Raw genomic sequence first — 20,946 nt, forward strand, 5'->3', positions numbered from 1 at the left:
AATTTAGATTAGGACAAGGCGACAACGACTGCCGTGTACAGCTAGTACATAAGGGAGTTGGCAACGCTGTACTAATCTAAATTTAATTCACTATATGTGCAGGCTGCTTTGAAACCCAAAAGCAGCCTGCATCTGTACAATCAACAAAATCAAACAATAAAGGTGAAAATAAAATGAGTTTGGATATTTATTTGATGCGCCACGGCAAAACCATAGCAAACGAACAAGGTTTGGTGCAAGGTTGGAGTGACTCACCTTTAACCGAAGAAGGCATTGCAGATGTGGTTAAATCGGCACAGCGTTTTGCCGATGCAGGCATTAAATTTGATGCCGCGTTTTGCAGCACATCGCCACGCACCAAAACCACCGCACAATTGGTGTTGCAAACCACCAATCAGCCCGATTTGCGTATTCAAGAAATTGAAGACTTGCGCGAATACAATTTTGGCAGCTTCGAGCAAACTCATCGCGATGAACTGCATCAACTGTTGGCAGAAAAAAACGGTTTTGCCAAAGTAGAAGACTGGATTCATGCCTATCGCAATGGTTCATTGCACCGCTTGGCGCAAACTTTGGCACGCATCGACCCGACGCGCAAAGCCGAGGGCGAATCTGAATTTTTGGCGCGATTGAACAGCGTGATGTTCGAGATTATTGGTCTCTCCCCCAGAAAAGGACGCATTTTGGTGGTGTCGCACGGCATGGCGATTACAGGCATCTTAAAAAACATTGACCCGATGTCCACACTATATGAAAGCGTTCCCAATGCCAGCATGACGCGTTTGTCGTATTCGCTGTCGGAAGGCTGGAAAATCCACAGTATTGGCGATGGCGGTTTGCGTGGCAGCCAAGGACGTCCAAGTTTGCTAGAAGCCAGTCGTGCCAAACGCATGGGGCATATTTATTAAAAGCAGCCTACACTTTTTATCGCCCAAAAGGAACACGCTATGACCATTCGCGCTTATTTACATCATACACCGCAAATTGACTCTTCCGTTTATGTGGACGACTCCGCTACCATTATCGGACAAGTTGTGCTGTCTGCCGATAGCTCCGTGTGGTGTGGTGCGGTGGTTCGTGGCGATGTCAATCACATTCACATTGGGCAACGCAGCAATGTGCAAGATTTGACCATGCTGCACGTTTCGCACCAAAACGATGCCAAGCCCGAAGGTTCGCCACTCATCATTGGCGACGACGTTACCATTGGACACATGGCAATGCTGCACGGCTGCCGCATTGGCAACCGCGTGTTGGTGGGCATGGGCAGCATTATTTTGGACGATGCGATAATTGAAGACGAAGTCGTGATTGGTGCAGGCAGTCTTGTGCCACCACGCAAACGCTTGGCAAGTGGTTATTTGTATATGGGGTCGCCCGTGCAACAAATTCGCCCACTCACCGAAGCAGAACGCAGCCATTTTGTGTATTCATCGGCGCACTATGTTAAACTGGCGAACCAATATCAAAAGCAGCCTGCACTATGCCCTTAATCCAAACGCTACCCAACACCCCACTTGACATCGTTGGCGACATACACGGTCAATACGAAGCCCTGCAAAATTTATTGCATTATTTAGGCTACTCGCCAACGGGAAAGCACCCACAAGGACGAAAAATCGTTTTTGTGGGCGATTTAGTAGATAGAGGCCCCGATTCGCCCGCCGTGTTGGCATGGTTCAAACAAGCACACGCAGCAGGCAATGCCTATATGGTTTTGGGCAACCACGAACTTAATTTGCTCATGGGCGAAGCCAAAGACGGTGCAGGCTGGTTTTTTGCCAACCGCTACGAACACGATAGCCACAGCTATGCACCATGGTGCAGGCTGCCCGAATCCGAACACGCATCAACCCTACAATTTCTTGCCACCCAACCATTGGTGTTGCAACGCCACGATTTACGCATTGTTCACGCCGCTTGGCTGCCCGAAGTCATCAAAAAAATACAAGAAAATCAAAATGAAAATATAGTAAAATTGTGTCAAGAATGGGACGAAGAGCTGCATTGCTGTCTCAAACACGCACCGTGGTATGACGATTATTTGGACGAACAAAAACAATACGCCCACACGCTAGAAAGCCATTCGCACACACCCAAAATGCTGCCTGCCACCGCGCAGCACGATGTGTATCGCAGCAGTCGCCACCCGATTCGCGCCATCACTTGCGGCATCGAAAAAATTGCAGAAGAGCCTTTTTTTGCAGGCGGACGTTGGCGTTTTTCGATTCGCAACCCATGGTGGGACGATTACCACGATGCTACCCCTGTGATTGTGGGACACTATTGGCGCAGCTTCGACAACCAGCACACACGCGCCAAGCACCGCGTAAATATGTTTACCGTGCCATCGCATTGCTGGCATGGCGCAAAACGCAATGTATTTTGTATCGATTTTTCGGTTGGCGCACGTTGGCGCGACCGCAAAAAAAACATTAGCCCTTGTCAATCGAAACATCGACTGGCTGCCATGCGCTATCCAGAACGGGTTTTGGTATTTGATAATGGCGATGTTGTGACAACCGAGAATTGAATCTGCCGCATACAGTGAAATGAACAAAACGACAACGTCCGCCGTGTGCAAATAGCACATAAGGACGTTGGCAACGAAGTATAGTGAATTCACTTCAAACTAGTACAGCGTTACCAACGCCCTTATGTACCACGCGTACACAGCGGGCGTTGTCGCCTTGTCCTAATTTGAATTGAATCCACTATACTATTACGATTTCATTTCACTATAAAAAGCAGCCTGCACTTTTGTTTAACCACCACCAACCGCTACATAGGAGCAAATCATGAACTTGAAACAAATCACACTATTGACCAGCACCGCTTTGGTTTTGACTTTGACTGCATGCAGCAAAGGCGAGCGTCCCAAAAAAGTAGCCGCACCAGCTGCCAGCGAAGTAGCGACAAGCGAAGCCACCACCAGCTCTGCGCCCATTACTTTGCCTGCTAGCGAGCCTGTGGCTATTTTGCTAGTAGATGAAATCAAAGAAGTGGAAGTGGCTTCTGTACCGCAAGCACCTGCCATTGCACCACCACAAGAAGTGCAACCTGCACCTGTTTTAAGCGAACAAATCACGCAACCTGTGGTTAAAGAAACGATTGTACCTGCTGCATCTGCGCCTGCCGTAACCGCGCACGGTAGCGAGCAAGCCTGCCAACCTGTAACCGACCGCGAAATCGCCGCTTTGTTTGACCGCTGGAATGCTTCGTTGCAAACAGGCGATAAAGCAGCCGTAGTGGCAAACTACGCATCAGATTCTATTTTGTTACCAACCGTATCGGACAAAATTCGTTATAGCCGTGCCGAAAAAGAAGATTACTTTGCACACTTCCTAGAAAAATCGCCAGTTGGCAGCATCAAAGAACGCTACATTCAAGTGGGTTGCAACAGCGCGATTGATGCAGGCTTATATGAATTTGCCTACCAAAAAACAGGCGAGCGCGTTTTGGCGCGTTATAGCTTTACCTACTCTTGGGACGGCAAACAATGGTTGATTACCAGCCACCACTCGTCTGGTATGCCAGAGCAAGCGCAAAAAGCATCTGCACCTGTAACGCATTAATTAGGTAATATAGTGAATTAAATTCAAACTAGTACAGCGTTGCCAACTCCCTTATGTACTAACTGTACACGGCGGTCGTTGTCGCCTTGTCCTAGTTTGAATTTAATCCACTATACAAAAGCAGCCTGCACTTTGAAGACCAACAAAGTGCAGGCTGCTTTTTGTGGATTGGTGGATTAGTGCAGATTGTTGCGGTTCATATAATCTAAAATTATCTTTGATGGGTTAATTACCTTTAATTAAAGTGCAGGCTGCTTTGATTGGCAAAAAACACCGTCAAAAGCAGCCTGCACTTTTATTTCTATTCCGTGCGTTTCAATTCTCGCACACGCCAGCCCAACGCGATGAGTGCGCCAAAATACAAAATCATCGCCAGCACAATCAATCCGCCCAACACGCCTGCTCGCGCCATGCCGCTCATGGCTTGCCAGTTGATTGGCAGCGCGATTTGAATCACCCACAAGCCGCCACTCATCACCAGCAATGCGATGACGATGCGCGTTAAATAAATCCGCCAACCTTCGCGTGGTGTGTACAAATCTTTTGCCAACAATGCGCCAAACAGCAATGTCGCATTCGCCCACGCGCCCAATGAAATCGCCATCGTTAGCCCAATGTGTTGCCAATGCCACACCAGCAGTAAGTTGAATAACTGGGTGGTTGCCAACGAAATCAGCGCGATTTTGGTGGGTGTTTTGACGTTTTTTTGCGCATAAAAGCCCGATGCCAAAATGCGCGGCATAATCATGGCAGGCAAGCCAAAGGCGTAAGTCAGCAAGGCGTATTGCGTCATTTGGGCATCGTGCAGACTAAATTGGTTGTACATAAACAAGGTGGCAACCAGCGGGAATCCGAGTACGGCTAAACCTGCGGCGGCTGGCAAAATCAGCAACAGGCAAAGGCGTAAACCCCAATCCAACAGCGCGGAAAATTCGGTTTGATTTTGTGCGGCGGCGTGTTTGGATAGGTTGGGCAATAAAATCGTGCCAAGTGCCGCACCGATGACCCCCGACGGCAGCTCCATGAGTCGGTCGGCATAATACATCCACGACACGCTGCCAATGACCAAATACGATGCGAATATGGTGTTGATAACCAAAGAAATTTGCGCTGCCGATGAGCCGATAATAGACGGTATCATTTGTTTGATAACGCGATTAACGGCGGCGTGGCGAAAACTCAATTTCGGCATTTTGAGAAAGCCGAGCTTGAACAGCCATGGTAGTTGAAAGCCCAGTTGCAGCAATCCGCCCACTAAGACCGCCCAGCCTAATGCCATAATCGGTGGGTCAAAATAGGGAACGAAAAACACGGCAAACACAATAAACGACACGTTGAGCAACACAGGCGTGAATGCTGGAATGGAAAATTGGCTGTATGTGTTGAGTATGCTGCCCACAAAACTGGATAGAGAAATCAATAAGATATAGGGGAATACCACGCGCAATAAATCCACAGCCAAATCAAAGCGTGTGCCGTCTTGCGCCAAACCGCTGGCGGTGAGCCAAATCACGGAGGGGGCTGCCAACACGCCAATCGCGGTGACGATGCACAGAACAAACGACAGCATACCTGCGACATATTGCACAAATTGTTGGGTGTTTTCGGGCGATTGGTTTTGTTTGTAGTCTGCCAAAATGGGGACAAAGGCTTGCGAAAACGCGCCTTCGGCAAAAATACGGCGCAATAAGTTGGGCAAACGAAAGGCAACCACAAAAGCGTCCATTGCCATGCCTGCGCCAAAAATACGCGCCAACACGGCATCGCGAACAAAACCCAGCACGCGCGAGAGCATGGTCATGCTGCTTAATTTGGCTAATACGGAAAGTAGGTTCATGGTGTTGATAGAATCGGTGCAAAAGGGCGAAAGTGTAGCATTGAATGGTAGAATGATGTGGTTGTTGGCTTGGACGATAACAAATATAGTGAAATGAAATCGCAATAGTACAGCGTTGCCAACGCCCTTATGTGCTATTTCACACGGCGAGCGTTGTCGCCTTGTCCTATTTTTATTTCATTTCACTATAAAAAGCAGCCTGCACTTTTGGTAAACAGGCTGCTTTTCGGTTACTGGCGAATTTCATGCACCAATTCTGGGTGTTTGTGCAGCAAATGCAATAGAGTTCGTGCTGCACCGCTGGGTTGGCGACGTTGTTGTTCCCATGATTTGAGTGTGTTGGCAGAAATCCCCAACAAAGCCGCAAATTTTTCTTGCGATAAACCTGTTTGATGCCGTGTTTGTGCTACGGGCGACAGGGTAATTTCGGTTTGACGCGCAAATTGCCCTGCTTGCATTTCGCGCAGAGAGTGTGCCAAATCATCGGCAACGGCGGCGGCATCTGGGTCGTCTGCCACCACGGCAGCTACGATTTTATCATCCATATTGAGCAGTTTATTCATGATTAACCCTTTAATTGTTTGATTTGTTTGGGTTGGATATTGCTTTAAATCGGCTGGTTTCTATAATCGTGTACATGAGTAATCCTGTTACATAGTATAACATCATAATACATTGTATGACAAGTAAACACAATCACCACGCCCTAATCCTATCGCGTGGCATACAAAAAATCCCTCATTTGTCTGCATTTTTGGCGGACTATCGCCTGCACTTTGGACAACGCCTCCCCCAAAAAGTGCAGGCTGCTTGTGTCATGGGTTGGGGCTACCGTCCGACCGCTCAATCCGCGCAACGCAAAGCCGAGCAGTTAAACGTGCCGTATGTGGCATTGGAAGACGGTTTTTTGCGCTCGTTGGGATTGGGCGTGCAGGGTTATCCGCCCTTGTCGTTGGTGCTGGACGATTTGGGTATGTATTACGACAACACGCGCCCGTCTCGCCTACAACGCTATATTGAGCAAACCCCAACCGCCAGCGATATAGACTGGACGCAAGCCGAACAAGCCATGCAGCAAATTGTGTCGCAGCAGCTATCCAAATACAATCACGCGCCCAGCAACGTGCCGCCGCGCCAGTCATCGCGCCCCGTGGTGCTAGTCATAGACCAAACCGCTGGCGACATGAGTTTGCGTTATGGCTTGGTTGATGACGCGAACTTGGCGCAAATGTTGCAAGCAGCCTGCACCGAAAATCCGCACGCCGATATTTGGATTAAAACGCACCCAGATGTGTTGAGCGGCAAAAAATCAGGCTGTTTACCGCTGCACAACTTGCCCGAAAACGCCACCATTTTGACAGATGACATCAACCCGATTGCCCTGTTGCAAAGCGTAGATAAAGTCTATTGCGCCACATCGCACATGGGATTTGAAGCACTAATGTGTGGCAAACCAGTCGTGTGTTTTGGCTTGACTTGGTACGCAGGCTGGGGGCAAACCGATGACCGCCACCGCAAAGCAAGCAGCCTGCACCGCCCCACGCGCACCGTATTGCAACTATTCGCCGCCGCCTATTTACAATACACGCGCTATATCAACCCAAACACAGGCGAGCGCGGCACCATTTTTGACGTGATACAACACCTAATCCAAGCGCGACAACACAACGAATTATTGCGTGGCGATGTCTATTGCGTGGGCGTGTCGGCATGGAAAAAAGCCGCGTTAAAGCCATTTTTAAACACACCGTCTTGCCGATTGCATTTTGTGCGCGATTTCAAATCGCTGCAAAAAACGCAGGCTGCTTTGTCCGCTAAATTACTGGTTTGGGGCAACAAACACGCCGATTGCGTGGCATGGGCAAACGAACGCGGCTGGTCAGTTATTCGCATGGAAGACGGCTTTATCCGCTCGGTTGGACTTGGCTCAAACCTAGTACCACCGCTATCGCTGGTGTTGGACGACATGGGCATTTATTTCAACCCACAGCAAGCGTCCCGTTTGGAATGGCTGCTACAAAACCACGAATTTAGTCCACAAGACCAAACGCTCGCCGAACAAGTGCAGGCTGCTTTGATTGCACAAAACATCAGCAAATACAACGTTGGCAAACCGCTCAACTGGACAATCCAAACCACGCAAACCGTGTTATTGGTGGTGGGGCAAGTGGAAGACGATGCGTCCATTCGCTTGGGTGCGCCCCAAATTTGCCGCAATGCCGATTTGCTGCGAACCGTGCGCGAACGCAATCCTGATGCGTATATTATTTACAAACCGCACCCCGATGTCGTCAGTGGCAACCGAATTGGGCGCGTATCGGCGCAAGATATCGCCCGTTTTGCCAACCAAGAAGCCGCCGAAGTAGATATTTTGACCTGTCTTGCCGTGTGCGATGAAGTCCACACCATGACATCGCTCACAGGATTTGAAGCCCTATTGCGCAGCAAAAAAGTGATTTGTTATGGGCTACCCTTTTACGCAGGCTGGGGCTTAACCACAGACGAATTGCCGATTGCACGCCGCAGCAAGCGTTTAGCCTTGTGGCAACTGATTAGCGGCACATTGCTACACTATCCCAGCTACGCCCACCCCAAAACAGGGCAGCGCATCAACGCCCTAGCCGCGATTGAAATCCTGCAACAACAAAAACGCCAAGCCAACGCAAGCAGCCTGCACCGCAGTTGGATAAGCAAACAAATGGGCAAAGCACAACAGTTGGTGCGGACGTTGTGGCGATGAAAAAGCAGCCTGCACTTGTTTATCCAATGTGCAGGCTGCTTTTTATTTCAAATCAAATTTACGCCAACTTCGCCAAAGCCGCTTTCACTTTCGCCATTTTGTCTTCCAATTCAGCCAATTCCGCTTTATCTTTCTCAACCAAATGGGCAGGAGCTTTGTCCATATAACCTGCTTTAGATAATTTCGCGTTCAATTTGTCCAATGCTTTTTGCAATTTTTCCGCTTCCTTGTTCAGGCGAGCGGTTTCGGCGGCTTTGTCCACTTCCACTTTCAGCATCAAACGCGCACCGTTGCACACGGCAACTGGCGCATCTTCACTTTCAGGCAGCGTGTCCACTTGGGTCGCTTCGGTCAAACGTGCCAACATCGGCAAGTAATTCAAATACGCCGCTAAATCGTCCGCGCTTTCAATAAACAACGGAGCTTTCACGCTCGGTTGAATACCCATTTCGCCACGCAAATTACGAACCGAGCCAATCAATTCTTGCAACGCTGCCATTTTGTCCAAGGCTGCCTGAACGATTTGCGATTCATCAGCCACAGGGAATGCCGCAATCATAATGCTGTCTGCCGTTTTCGCGTTCGCCATTGGGGCGATGACTTGCCACAATTCTTCCGTGATAAACGGCATAATTGGGTGCAACAATCGCAAGCTGGCTTCCAACACCTGCAACAACACGCGGCGTGTGCTGCGAGCTTGGATTTCATCGCCCGATTGCAGCTGCACTTTCGCCAATTCCAAATACCAGTCGCAATAGTCGTTCCAAACAAAGCTGTATAATAATTCCGCGGCCAAATCAAAACGATAGGTTTCATAAGCCTGCGCAACCGCCGCAATCGTTTGTTGCAGACGCGAAATAATCCATTCATCAACAAAACTGAATTTCACATCGCCCGACAAACCGCAATCTTTCTCTTCCGTGTTCATCAACACGAAATTGGTCGCGTTCCAAATTTTATTGCAGAAATTGCGATAGCCTTCCGCACGTTTAAAATCAAAATTCACGCCACGACCCAAGCTCGCATAACTCGCCATCGTGAAACGCAACGCGTCCGCACCCATTGACGGAATGCCTTCTGGGAACAGTTTTTTAGTCGCTTCTTTCACGGCTGGGGCGGTTTCAGGGCGGCGTAAACCAGTTGTGCGTTTAACCAATAAATTTTCCAAATCAATGCCGTCAATCAAATCAACAGGGTCAATCACGTTGCCCTCTGATTTAGACATTTTTTTGCCTTCGTGGTCGCGGACGATGCCATGAATATACACATTGCGGAACGGCACTTTGCCAACAATATGGGTCGTCATCATAATCATACGCGCCACCCAAAAGAAAATAATCTCGTAGCCAGTTACCAACGCGCTAGATGGAATAAACGCTTTCATCGCTTCCGTGTCAGGTTCGCCGTCTTTCCAGCCCAGCGTAGAGAATGGCACAAGCGCAGACGAGAACCAAGTGTCTAACACATCTTCATCACGTGTGATTTGCAGGCTGCCTGCTTGTTTTTGCGCTTCTTCTTCGGTCAGGGCAACGTAAATTTTGCCGTTTTCATCGTACCACGCAGGGATTTGATGCCCCCACCACAACTGGCGCGAAATACACCAATCTTGGATATTGTTCATCCATTGGTTGTAAGTGTTAATCCAATTTTCAGGCACAAATTTAATTTGACCGCTTTCGGTGGCATGTTTCGCTTTTTGCGCCAAACTCATGCCTTTAAATTCGCTATCGGGTTCGCCACCGTTTGCGGTTGCCGACATCGCCACAAACCATTGATTGGTTAGCATGGGTTCAATAACCGAGCCTGTGCGGTCGCCTTTTGGAGTCATCAATTTGTGCGGTTCAATTTTGACTAAATAGCCTTGTTCTTGTAAATCCGACACGATTTGTTTACGCGCCGCGAAACGGTCTAAACCTGCGTATTTTTCAGGCAGCCTGCACGTTTCGTGGGCTTGACTGCGGTAATCAAATACTTCCGCTTCCGTCAAAATTTTCGCTTCCAAACTCAATACGTTAATCAATAAAGTGTCGTGGCGTTTGCCGACTTCGTAGTCGTTGAAATCGTGGGCAGGGGTAATTTTCACACAGCCTGAACCGAAATCCTTTTCCACATATTCATCGGCAATCATGGGAATGGTGCGACCTGTCAAAGGCAAAATTAAATTCTTGCCAATTAAATGTGTATAACGTTCATCTTTGGGGTGTACCGCCACTGCCACGTCGCCGAGCAACGTTTCAGGGCGCGTGGTTGCCACGATAACGGCTTCATTCGGATTGTCCGCCAATGGGTAACGGATATGCCACATTGAGCCGTCCGTTTCCACATTTTCCACTTCCAAATCGGAAACAGCTGTACCCAACACAGGGTCCCAGTTTACCAAGCGTTTGCCGCGATAAATCAAGCCTTGATTGTATAATTTAACAAATACTTGGGTAACGATTTCGGCGCGTGTGTCGTCCATTGTGAAATATTCGCGAGACCAATCGGCAGAGCAGCCCACGCGACGCATTTGTTGCGTGATTGTGCCGCCTGATTTTTCTTTCCATTGCCACACTTTTTCTAAAAAGGCTTCGCGCCCTAAATCGTGGCGGCTAATATTTTGTTCGGCTAATTGGCGTTCTACCACGATTTGCGTGGCGATGCCTGCGTGGTCAGTCCCTGGAATCCAGCAAGTGTTAAAGCCTTTCATGCGGTAGTAACGCGCCAAACCGTCCATAATGGTTTGGTTGAATGCGTGTCCCATGTGCAATGTGCCTGTTACGTTTGGCGGTGGGAGCTGAATGGAAAAGCTGTCTTTTTTCGCAAAATCGGCGGCAAAATAGCCGTTTTGTTCCCAATTTTGGTAATGTTTGGTTTCAATTTCGGAGGGGTTGTATTTGTTTAACATAGTTCAGGCTGCCTGAAAGTTGAATTGACTAAAAGATGTGGGATTATAGCAAAAATGAGGGGATTCAGTTTTTCAGGCTGCTAGAAAAATTGGATTTCCAACTATTTGAAAAATTAGGAAATCCAATTTGTAAAAAAATTTAATTCTTTATATATGAATCAAATATTTATTAATAATTGCAATGAGTAATACCTGTGCCTAATTTATAACAGGTTACAGAGCCACCACGATTACTACCCCAATTTTGCATCATTTGTTGATTATTTTGCATCATTTGGTTATTCATATTATTTAGCATTTGTGTGTTATTTTGCATTGTATTTGTCAAACTATTCACTGATTGTTGAATAGTGTTGCCCAAATCTTGCCAAGTCTGATTACGTTCTTGACGTTCACGTTCAAGGCGTTGTTGTTCAAGTATTTGCTGCTGATTGTAATATGCTTGCTGTTGCGCATTTTGCTGTTGTTGCAACAATTGCTGCTGTGCTAAATAAGCCTGACCTTGCGGCGTAGCGTAAAATGCCTGGCGAGCTTGTTCTTCTTGGGCTTGTTGAGCTTGTTTTTGTAATGCTTCCTGTTGAGCAATCCATTGATTAGCAGCAGGAATATCTCTAGCATATTGTTGTTTTAAATTTTCACACCACTCGCTACTAAATGTTGCTGGTTTAGCGTGATTAAATCTCCGAAATTTTCGTTCAAGATATTGTCCTGATTCTATGTCGGAAAAGATAGTATTTGTATTTTGTAGACCAATTACCTTTATTAAGGGTAATTCATAAACATACCGTTTATGCAATATATAGGTAGTTGGGGTTGGGGATACACTATTTATATTGGGAAAAAGACATTGTTCTGCTTTATTTCCTTCAATAATCCATTTCCTTACATCTGCATCAGAAATTTTATATTTTGGTGCGGCAATACAGAGGCTTGGAGTAAGTAAAACAAACGTTAGTAATTTTTTTAACATGATATATCCTTTAAATATTATTCAAACTTTTTATTCTTAATATCCAAAATTAAAGAAGCATTTTTTATTTTTAGTTTAGGTGAGATAAATGCCATACCTGAATTTAAATCCCGAACTGAACCTAAAACTGGATAATAAGTCTGATTTTCTAATAAAAGCTCATTATTATCCTCGCGCATTTTCTGAATACATTCATCAATCAATGCCTGTTCACTAGGATTTTTAGCTTGAATATTTGAGTAACAAAGTTGAACCTTATTATTCCCAAAAAATTTACTCTCATAAATACTCTCATAAATATCTGCATGAATTAGAATTTTTTGTGTCATTTTGTATCTTTCATTTAACAAATGGTAATTTATGTTAAACTATTCAATCTATTTTAACCACTCACAAAAAATGGTAGAATTTACACTCAGAATATTGAAAACCACACTTTCAGGCAACCTGAAAGAAATTAAAGGATAAAAAATGGAAGTCCACGACAAAATTCGCGTGATGAGAGAAATTAACCAATGGTCGCAAGAAGAAATGGCGGAAAAATTAGCTATGTCCGCCAATGGTTATGCGAAAATCGAACGTGGGCAAACTAACATAAATATTGAGAAACTAAAACAAATTGCACAAATTTTTAATATCGATATGGTAGATTTAATTGCCAACCAAGATAAAACGTTTTTCTTTTCCATCGGCGACAATAATGTAAATGGCCATAATTTAAATTCAATGGATAAATTCCAATTATTGCTTGATGCAAAAGATGAATTATTAAAACAAAAAGACAAAGAAATTGAAGCGTTAAAAGAAATCATTGCGTTATTAAAAGCCAATGTAGAAAAATAAATCAGGTTCGGATTCTTTCCCAACCTTTCTATTTTTCAGGCAACCTAAAAGGAATCTCCATGAATCTCAATCAACAAACCGTTCAAAAAATTCGCCAGCTCAAAAACGACTTAACCCACGAAGAACGCCTAAAACTTTGGCAGCAAACATGTCAGCAAAATGGTTTAAGTGGCGAATTTGTACTATCAGCCGAACTCGGCAAAGATGCCGCTACCGAAGAACAAATCAAATGGATTGCCGAAATGTACGGACGATAAAAAACTCCGCTAAATCAAATTTAGCGGAGTTTTGAAATTTGGTGCCCAGGGTCGGACTCGAACCGACACACCTTGCGGCGGGGGATTTTGAGTCCCCTGCGTCTACCAATTTCGCCACCTGGGCAGGTGTTGAAGTGGCGCATTATACCGATGTGGCAAAATTGGTCAAGCAAATTGTGTCGTCAAAAATGGGGTTTGTTGTTTTTTATATGGATTTTTTTGTTTGGCGATAAAAGTTGGGTATGCAAAATCCAATATCAAAATAAAAAGCCTTTTCTTTTCAAGGTAAAGCGATTATAATTGCGCCCAATTTTTCAAACACCCAACGAAAAATGACCCGCGTGGTCATTTTTTTGTTTTCTAGATATGGAAATTTTAATTAAAACATGGATATACAGAATATTTTAGACACAACCTTGCCTGGTTTGGGCTACGAATTGGTGGATTTTGAATTGACGGCACAAGGCACGTTGCGCGTGTTTATTGATAAAGAAGGTGGCATCACGGTGGAAGATTGCGCGACCGTTAGCAACCATTTGAACCGTGTGTTTATGGTGGAAGACGTGGATTACAAGAACTTGGAAATTTCTAGCCCAGGGCTTGACCGTCCGCTGAAAAAAGCCAGCGATTTTGTGCGTTTTGCAGGCAGTCAGGCGAAAATCAAAACGCGCTTGCCTGTGGACGGGCAAAAGAATTTCATCGGGCGCATTGAGTCGTTTGATGAAGCCACGCAGATGATTACGCTGTCGTTTGACGGCAAAGTCGCGCAAATTGAGTTATCTAATGTGGATAAGGCGCGAATTAAACCTGAATTTAAATTCTAAATAGTTAAATAGTTAATGTGCAGGCTGCTTTTTAAAGTGCAGGCTGCTTTTGAATCTTTTTTTGATTGATTAAATAGGAGCGTTGCTGAATGAGCCGCGAAATTTTAGCCCTAGCAGAAGCATTGGCAAGTGAAAAAAATGTTGACCCCAATGTGGTGTTCGAAGCCTTGGAAACGGCTTTGGGTATTGCTGCAAAAAAGAAAGCCGACCGCGAACACATGAATTTGGAAGTGCGTATTCATCGCGAAACAGGCGAATACAAAACCGTGCGTAAGTGGTTGATTGTGGAAGACTTGGACTACACCTATCCCGAGTTGGAAAAAACCATCGAGCAAATCCAAGAAGAACAACCTGGTATTGAAATTGAAGTGGGCGATTACTACGAAGAAGAAATCCCCAACGAAGCCTTTGGTCGCCAAGCCGCGCAAACGGCAAAACAAATCATCTTGCAAAAAATCCGTGATGCGGAGCGCGAGCAGATTTTGAACGGCTTTTTGGCAAACCGCGAAGATGTGGTGGTTGGCACGGTAAAACGTGTGGAACGTCATGGCATTGTGGTGGAAATCGCGCCGAAATTGGACGCGCTGATTCCACGCGAACATATGTTGCCACGCGAAAACTATCGTGGTGGCGACAAAATCCGTGCGCTGTTTTTGAAAGTGGAAGAGTTCAACGGTGGTCGCAAACAAGTGATGTTGAGCCGCGCTTCAACCGAGTTCTTGCGTAAATTGTTTGAGCAGGAAGTGCCTGAAATCCGCGACGGTATTTTGGAAATCCGTGAAGTGGCGCGCGACCCAGGGCAACGTGCCAAAATCGCAGTTCACACCAACGACCAACGCATCGACCCACAAGGCACTTGTATCGGTGTACGCGGTTCGCGCGTGAATGCCGTGTCTAACGAAATCGGTGGCGAGCGCATTGACGTGGTGTTGTGGTCGGACGATACGGCGCAATTTGTGATTAACGCGCTCTCGCCTGCGCAAGTGAGCCGCATTGTGATTAACGATGAAATGCAATCGGTTGATGTGATTGTGGCGGAAGACCAACTGGCTTTGGCGATTGGTCGCGGCGGTCAAAACGTGCGTTTGGCGGCAGAATTGACGGGGTTGCAGCTCAACATCATGACCGAGCAAGAAGCGGAACAACGCAATGCCGAAGAAGAATTGGCTTTGCGCGATTTGTTTATGTCGCAACTGGGCGCGGACGAAAGCGTGGCGTTGGCATTGGTGGCAGCAGAATTTACCAGCATCGAAGAAGTGGCGTTTGTGCCGATGTCGGATTTGACCGATTTGGACGGCGTGGACGATGCAACCGCCGAAAATCTGCGTAATAAAGCGCGTGAAGTATTGTTGCAAACCGAATTGGAAGCCGAAGAAAAATTGAACAGCATTGCCGACGATTTACGCAATTTGGACGGCTTGGACGATGATATGTTACGCGACTTGGTGGACGCAAACATTACCAATCGCGATGATTTGGCAGAATTGTCTATTGACGAGTTGATTGAAATCACAGGGGTGAGCAAAGAAGAAGCGGAACAAGTGATTTTGACCGCGCGCGCTCATTGGTTTGCGGACGATGCAGAATAAGGATACACGAATATGAGTAATGGAAATCGCAATAATAAACCTGTGGTGCAACACAAAAGCGGCAAAAAAGTAAACCTGACACGCGAAGAAATGTTGGCGCGTTTAAAAGCAGAACAAGCAGGCGAAACGCCTAAACCTGCCGAAGTGGTAGAACAAAAGCAGCCTGCACCTGTGGTAGCCGAACCTGCGCCACAAGTCGCCGAAACGACACCGCAAAACGATGCAGCAGAAGCAGAACGCGAAGCCAAACGCGCTGCTGCCGAAGCAGAACGTGCTCGTTTGAAAGCGGCATCGTCTGGACAAAAAATAGAAAAACCAGCCAAAACCGAAGTTGCACCTACCGAAACCAAGCAGCCTGCACCAGAAACAGCTGAGCCTGCTGCGGAAACAGAGAAAAAGCAGCCTGCATCTGTTAAGCCAGAAGTGAAAAACGAACAAGGCGAAGGCAATAAAGAGAAACGCAAGCGTAACCGTAATCGCAATAAAGACAAAGCTCCCGAGCCTTTGCCAACGCCTGTGGAAGTAGTCAGCGCAGAAGAAGCGGCGCGTCGTGCCGAAGAAGAAGCGCAAGCGATTCGCCGCCGTGAAGCGCAAGAAGCCTTGTTGCGCGAAAAACAAGAACGCGCCGAACGCCAAGCACGCCGTGAAGCGGCTAAATTGCAGGCTGCCGAAGAAGCACGCCAAGCAGCCGCCGCGAAAAAAGAAGGCAAAGACGGCAAAGGTATTCGCACTGCCAAACCTAGCGATGAAAAATTGGCGCAAAAAGCCCAAGAAAACAAAGCGAAGTCAGCCGAATCCAAACAAAACGCCAACAACGGCAACAATAAAAAGCAGCCTGCAAAACCTGCGCCTGCTGCCAACAAACCTGCTATCAGCGAAGAAAACCCAAGCAGCGGCAGCCGCAAAAAAGAAGACCGCCGTCATGGTCGCAACGATGATGACGCGCCAAAAGGCAAAGGCGGTAAAGCCAAAGGCGGACGCGATAATTCACGCGGTGGCGATGATGAACGCGTACGCGGTGGCAGCAAAAAAGGCAAAAAATTGAAACTTGAGCCAAACCAACACGGTTTCCAAGCGCCGACTGAGCCTGTTGTGCATGAAGTTTTAGTGCCTGAAACCATTACCGTAGCCGATTTGGCGCACAAAATGGCGGTTAAAGGCGTGGAAGTTGTGAAAGTCCTGATGAAAATGGGCATGATGGTAACGATTAACCAATCGCTTGACCAAGACACCGCGCTGTTGGTCGTGGAAGAAATGGGACACATCGGCAAACCTGCGGCGATTGACGACCCTGACGCATTCTTAAATGAAGAAACGAAACATAATGTTGAATCCTTGCCACGTCCGCCAGTTGTTACGGTAATGGGACACGTGGACCATGGTAAAACGTCGCTGTTGGATTACATTCGCCGCACCAAAGTGGTGGCTAGCGAGGCTGGTGGTATCACGCAACACATCGGCGCGTATCACGTTGAAACGCCAAAAGGTGTGATTACGTTCTTGGATACGCCGGGGCATGAAGCGTTTACTGCGATGCGTGCACGTGGTGCGCAAGCGACTGACATCGTGATTTTGGTGGTAGCAGCCGATGACGGCGTGATGCCGCAAACGATTGAAGCGATTGCCCACGCGAAAGCGGCTGGCGTGCCAATCGTGGTGGCGGTAAACAAAATTGATAAAGAAGCGGCAAACCCTGAACGTATCCGCCAAGAATTGACGCAACATGAAGTTGTGTGCGATGAATGGGGCGGCGATGTGCAATTTGTTGATGTATCTGCGAAAAAAGGCTTGAACATTGATAAATTGTTGGAAGCGGTATTGCTGGAAGCGGAAGTTTTGGAATTGACTGCGCCAGTTGATGCACCTGCAAAAGGCTTGATTGTGGAAGCACGTTTGGACAAAGGTCGCGGCGCGGTCGCCACTTTATTGGTACAAAGCGGTACTTTGCGTAAAGGCGATATGCTGTTGGTGGGTTCATCATTCGGTAAAATCCGTGCGATGAGCGATGAAAACGGTAAGCCAATCAACGAAGCGGGTCCTTCTATTCCTGTGGAAATTTTAGGCTTGTCGGATGTGCCAAAAGCAGGCGAAGACGCGCTGGTGTTGGAAGACGAGAAAAAAGCGCGTGAAGTGGCTTTGTTCCGTCAAGGTAAATTCCGCGACGTGCGTTTGGCGAAACAGCAAGCGGCGAAATTGGAAAACATGTTCAACAATATGGGCTGCGAACAAGCGCAAAATCTGCCAATCATTGTGAAAGCGGACGTGCAAGGTTCTTACGAAGCACTTTCAGGCAGCCTGCAAAAATTGTCTACCGATGAAGTTCGCGTGCAAGTGTTGCATAGCGGCGTGGGCGGCATTACTGAAAGCGATGTGAACTTGGCGATTGCGTCAGGCGCGTTGATTATCGGCTTTAACGTGCGTGCTGATGCATCTGCGCGTAAGTTGGCGGAAACGGAAGACGTAGAAATCCGTTACTACAACATTATTTACGATGCGATTGACGATGTGAAAGCTGCCATGAGCGGTATGTTGTCGCCTGAAGAAAAAGAACAAATCACAGGTACGGTGGAAATCCGTCAAGTAATTTCGGTTTCCAAAGTCGGCAATATTGCTGGTTGTATGGTTACAGATGGCTTGGTGAAACGCGACAGCAAAGTGCGCGTTATCCGTAATAATGTGGTGATTCACACAGGCGAATTGTCTTCATTGAAACGCTACAAAGACGACGTGAAAGAAGTGAAACAAGGCTTTGAATGCGGCTTGATGATTAAAAACTTCAACGAAATCATGGAAGGCGACCAGTTGGAATGCTTTGACGTGGTGGAAGTGGCGCGTACGCTGTAATCACATAAGCCAATCTTACCTGCAGCATACCCTTTTATACCCAAATCAAAGATTTGGACAAAAGGGCAAAGCAGCCTGCACTTTTTAGGAGTAATCTCAAAAGTGCAGGCTGCTTTTTTTAATTAAAAACAAAATTATACATCATGATAATTTTCAGCTAATTCTAATGTGTTACAATATAACGATTACCCATCATACTGATTCAATATCATGAAATTCCCTACTTTCCAATCCACTCAAACACGACTCAACCTATTGCTGGCAATTTATTTTGCCGCCATATTCAACTACGCGCTCTACGCCAAGATTTGGCAAATCCAAGAACACGTTTGGGCAAACTTTTTGTTTACCGTGCCCGTGTTCATATTTTTGGCGTGCTGGCTCGTATTCACGCTGCTGGCGTTGCCTTTTGTACACAAAATCATCGTCCCCTTGCTGCTGGTGATTAGCGCGTCGGTTAGCTACAACTCCATTTTTTTAGACGTATATTTCAACCACGATATGCTCACCAACGTGATGCAAACCACCGTTAGCGAAAGCTCGCGCCTAATGACTGTGCCGTTTATCGCATGGATTGTGTGTCTAGGGGTTGTGCCAGCCATTTTGTATTGTCGCACCAAAATCATCTATCGAACATGGTGGCGCGAATGCTTGGCGCGAATGGGTGCAGGCTGCTTGTCTATTTTGGGCGTGTTGGTGATTGCCGCGTTTTTTTATCAAGACTACGCATCGGTGGGGCGCAACAATCCTACGCTCAAAAATTTAATTGTCCCCAGCAATTTTATTGGCGCAGGCATCAGCAAATACAAACATTGGAAACGCGACAACCTGCCCTATCAAACGCTAGACACGCAAGTCAAACAAATCAAAACCACGCCCAATCGCCGCGTATTTGTGATGATTGTGGGCGAAACCACACGCGCAATAAACTGGGGGTTAAACGGCTATGCACGCCAAACCACGCCCCTGCTTGCCAAGCGCGGCGACAGCGTGATTAACTTCCATAATGTGAGCAGTTGTAATACGTTTACCGCAGGTTCTGTGCCATGTATGTTTTCGCACATGACGCGCACCGAATTCAACGTAACTCGTGCCGAAAAGCAAGACAATATTTTGGATATGATGCAACGCGCAGGCATCAAAATTGTGTGGCTGAACAATAATTCAAGTTGCAAAGGTGTATGCAAAAATACACCTTATATTGATGTAACCAAAATGAATCCACCCGAGTTTTGTCACAATGGTGAATGCTTGGACAACGTAATGTTGCCCGAATTGGATAAGGTGCTGAATCAAATAGACCAATCCAAGCAAGACACCTTGATTGTGTTGCACACGATTGGCAGCCATGGTCCAACGTATTACGAACGCTACACGCCCGAATACCGTCAGTTCACGCCCACTTGCGACACCAACGAAATCAACCGTTGCAGCAATCAAGAATTGGTCAATACTTATGACAACACCATTTTGTATGTCGACCAATTTATCAACACCGTGATTGCGCATTTGGAACAGCACAAAGACTGGGAAAGTGCCGTGATGTTTGCATCTGACCACGGCGAGAGTTTGGGCGAAAAAGGCGTGTATTTACACAGCACGCCCTACGAAATCGCGCCCAAAGAGCAAACGTCTATCCCGATGATTATGTGGTTTAGCCCAACTTGGTTGCAAAACGAAAAAATCAATGCAGGCTGCTTGCGCCAAAACGCGCAAACGCAAACCTATTCACACGACAACGTGTTTAGCACGTTGTTTAGCGCAATGAATTTGGACAAAACCCAATCGCAAACCTATCGCGCCGATTTGGATATTTTGGCGGCATGTCGCTAACAGGAAGGAGTCAACGATATGACTCAATCTTGGACTTCGGCTCATGCCGAGCCACATTATTCATCTCGCAACAACTGGCTGCGTGCCAGCGTGTTGGGCGCAAACGATGGCTTAATTTCCACCGCCAGCTTGCTCATGGGCTTGGCATCGGCAAACGCCAGCAATCAAACCATTTTGCTGACAGGTTTAGCCGCGCTCATTGGCGGAGCGGTTTCCATGGCAGCAGGCGAATATGTGTCCGTGTCCAGCCAAGCCGACACAGAGCAAGTGGACTTGCAAAAAGAATCGCACGAATTACAACACAACCCAGAACGCGAATTAGCCGAATTAACCGCCATCTACCGCAGCCGTGGTTTAGACGAAGATTTGGCGCAACAAAGTCGCCCTTGCCCTAACCCAGCACGATGCCTTGTCCGCTCACGCCCGAGACGAAATTGGTTTGTCGGACACATTGGCTGCTAACCCATTGCAGGCTGCTTTGTCATCCGCAGGTGCGTTTTGTGTGGGCACGATTGTCCCTGTTTTGGTGATTACTATTACCACGATTTTGGGTTTGGCGATATTGGGCGCAGTGTCTGCCAAACTCGGCGGTGCAAAAATCTTGCCTGCGGTACGGCGCATTGTGCTGTGGGGAATAGTCACGCTTGCCGTAACCATGTTATTGAGCAAACTATAGTGAATTAAATTTAGATTAGGACAAGGCGACAACGACCGCCGTGTACATTTAGTACATAAGGGAGTTGGCAA

16 protein-coding genes, 1 tRNA gene and 1 pseudogene are annotated in these 20,946 nt (G+C 46.9%); 12 read left to right on the forward strand and 6 right to left on the reverse strand.

Features of this window, described 5'->3' with window-relative positions:
* The first annotated feature begins 173 nt into the window (after window positions 1-173).
* The 4 genes from DQN52_RS01265 (at window position 174) to DQN52_RS01280 (ending at window position 3,575) form a co-directional block, all read left to right on the forward strand.
* Window positions 174-908 carry a histidine phosphatase family protein gene (locus DQN52_RS01265; protein WP_003788337.1) on the forward strand — a complete coding sequence of 245 codons (735 nt, stop codon included), beginning with the start codon at window positions 174-176 and terminating at the stop codon, window positions 906-908.
* Between the two features lie 39 nt (window positions 909-947).
* On the forward strand, window positions 948-1,493 hold the full coding sequence (locus DQN52_RS01270; RefSeq protein WP_003788339.1) for a gamma carbonic anhydrase family protein: 546 nt from the start codon (window positions 948-950) through the stop codon (window positions 1,491-1,493).
* Entirely contained in the window at window positions 1,484-2,533 is a 1,050-nt protein-coding gene (locus tag DQN52_RS01275) for a metallophosphoesterase (RefSeq protein WP_003788341.1), read from the forward strand. The genes DQN52_RS01270 and DQN52_RS01275 overlap by 10 nt, the downstream gene beginning before the upstream one ends.
* A 265-nt stretch (window positions 2,534-2,798) precedes the next feature.
* Window positions 2,799-3,575, forward strand: coding sequence for a DUF4440 domain-containing protein (locus DQN52_RS01280; protein ID WP_003788346.1), 777 nt, complete (start codon window positions 2,799-2,801; stop codon window positions 3,573-3,575).
* A 301-nt stretch (window positions 3,576-3,876) separates the two neighbouring features.
* Here DQN52_RS01280 and murJ read toward each other — a convergent pair whose 3' ends face one another.
* Both murJ and DQN52_RS01290 read right to left on the reverse strand, forming a co-directional pair.
* Window positions 3,877-5,412, reverse strand: coding sequence for a murein biosynthesis integral membrane protein MurJ (murJ, locus tag DQN52_RS01285; protein WP_026036348.1), 1,536 nt, complete (start codon window positions 5,410-5,412; stop codon window positions 3,877-3,879).
* A gap of 230 nt (window positions 5,413-5,642) precedes the next feature.
* The gene (locus DQN52_RS01290; RefSeq protein ID WP_003788349.1) at window positions 5,643-5,975 is read right to left on the reverse strand and encodes a helix-turn-helix domain-containing protein; all 333 of its coding nucleotides are present in this window, start codon (window positions 5,973-5,975) and stop codon (window positions 5,643-5,645) included.
* Window positions 5,976-6,091: 116 nt separating this feature from the next.
* Here DQN52_RS01290 and DQN52_RS01295 point away from each other — a divergent pair, with 116 nt between their 5' ends.
* Window positions 6,092-8,152 carry a capsular polysaccharide biosynthesis protein gene (locus DQN52_RS01295; RefSeq protein WP_003788351.1) on the forward strand — a complete coding sequence of 687 codons (2,061 nt, stop codon included), beginning with the start codon at window positions 6,092-6,094 and terminating at the stop codon, window positions 8,150-8,152.
* Window positions 8,153-8,210: 58 nt separating this feature from the next.
* On the opposite strand, the gene DQN52_RS01300 is transcribed toward DQN52_RS01295, so the two are convergent.
* The 3 genes from DQN52_RS01300 to DQN52_RS01310 form a co-directional block, all read right to left on the reverse strand.
* A complete protein-coding gene (locus tag DQN52_RS01300) occupies window positions 8,211-11,039 on the reverse strand; it encodes a valine--tRNA ligase (protein WP_003788353.1) in 2,829 nt (942 codons plus the stop codon).
* A 169-nt stretch (window positions 11,040-11,208) separates the two neighbouring features.
* Complete coding sequence (locus DQN52_RS01305) at window positions 11,209-12,009, reverse strand: DUF5358 family protein (RefSeq protein ID WP_003788357.1); 801 nt, start codon at window positions 12,007-12,009, stop codon at window positions 11,209-11,211.
* 17 nt (window positions 12,010-12,026) lie between these two features.
* Window positions 12,027-12,338 (reverse strand): hypothetical protein, encoded by a 312-nt coding sequence (locus DQN52_RS01310; RefSeq protein WP_003788358.1) that lies wholly within the window; start codon window positions 12,336-12,338, stop codon window positions 12,027-12,029.
* A gap of 142 nt (window positions 12,339-12,480) precedes the next feature.
* Here DQN52_RS01310 and DQN52_RS01315 point away from each other — a divergent pair, with 142 nt between their 5' ends.
* Together DQN52_RS01315 and DQN52_RS01320 are read left to right on the forward strand one after the other, a co-directional pair.
* Window positions 12,481-12,852, forward strand: a complete 372-nt coding sequence (locus tag DQN52_RS01315) for a helix-turn-helix domain-containing protein (RefSeq protein ID WP_003788359.1) — start codon at window positions 12,481-12,483, stop codon at window positions 12,850-12,852.
* A gap of 59 nt (window positions 12,853-12,911) precedes the next feature.
* A complete protein-coding gene (locus DQN52_RS01320; RefSeq protein WP_003788361.1) occupies window positions 12,912-13,109 on the forward strand; it encodes a hypothetical protein in 198 nt (65 codons plus the stop codon).
* Between the two features lie 39 nt (window positions 13,110-13,148).
* Here the strand turns inward: DQN52_RS01320 and DQN52_RS01325 are convergent.
* Window positions 13,149-13,233 (reverse strand) — tRNA-Leu (locus DQN52_RS01325).
* 262 nt (window positions 13,234-13,495) lie between these two features.
* Between DQN52_RS01325 and rimP the strand changes: the two genes are divergently transcribed.
* The 5 genes and pseudogenes from rimP to DQN52_RS11430 all read left to right on the forward strand — a co-directional run bounded on the left by rimP (window position 13,496) and on the right by DQN52_RS11430 (window position 20,875).
* Window positions 13,496-13,933: a ribosome maturation factor RimP gene (rimP, locus tag DQN52_RS01330; protein ID WP_003788363.1), complete on the forward strand. Its 438-nt coding sequence runs from the start codon at window positions 13,496-13,498 to the stop codon at window positions 13,931-13,933.
* 89 nt (window positions 13,934-14,022) lie between these two features.
* Window positions 14,023-15,522: a transcription termination factor NusA gene (gene nusA / locus DQN52_RS01335; protein WP_003788367.1), complete on the forward strand. Its 1,500-nt coding sequence runs from the start codon at window positions 14,023-14,025 to the stop codon at window positions 15,520-15,522.
* A gap of 12 nt (window positions 15,523-15,534) precedes the next feature.
* A complete protein-coding gene (gene infB / locus DQN52_RS01340) occupies window positions 15,535-18,366 on the forward strand; it encodes a translation initiation factor IF-2 (protein ID WP_003788369.1) in 2,832 nt (943 codons plus the stop codon).
* 210 nt (window positions 18,367-18,576) lie between these two features.
* Window positions 18,577-20,199 carry a phosphoethanolamine transferase gene (locus DQN52_RS01345; RefSeq protein WP_003788372.1) on the forward strand — a complete coding sequence of 541 codons (1,623 nt, stop codon included), beginning with the start codon at window positions 18,577-18,579 and terminating at the stop codon, window positions 20,197-20,199.
* A gap of 135 nt (window positions 20,200-20,334) precedes the next feature.
* Window positions 20,335-20,875 (forward strand): annotated as a pseudogene (locus tag DQN52_RS11430) (VIT1/CCC1 transporter family protein).
* Window positions 20,876-20,946: the final 71 nt, after the last annotated feature.

The organism is Kingella kingae (genome assembly GCF_900475905.1).
Lineage (GTDB): Bacteria > Pseudomonadota > Gammaproteobacteria > Burkholderiales > Neisseriaceae > Kingella > Kingella kingae.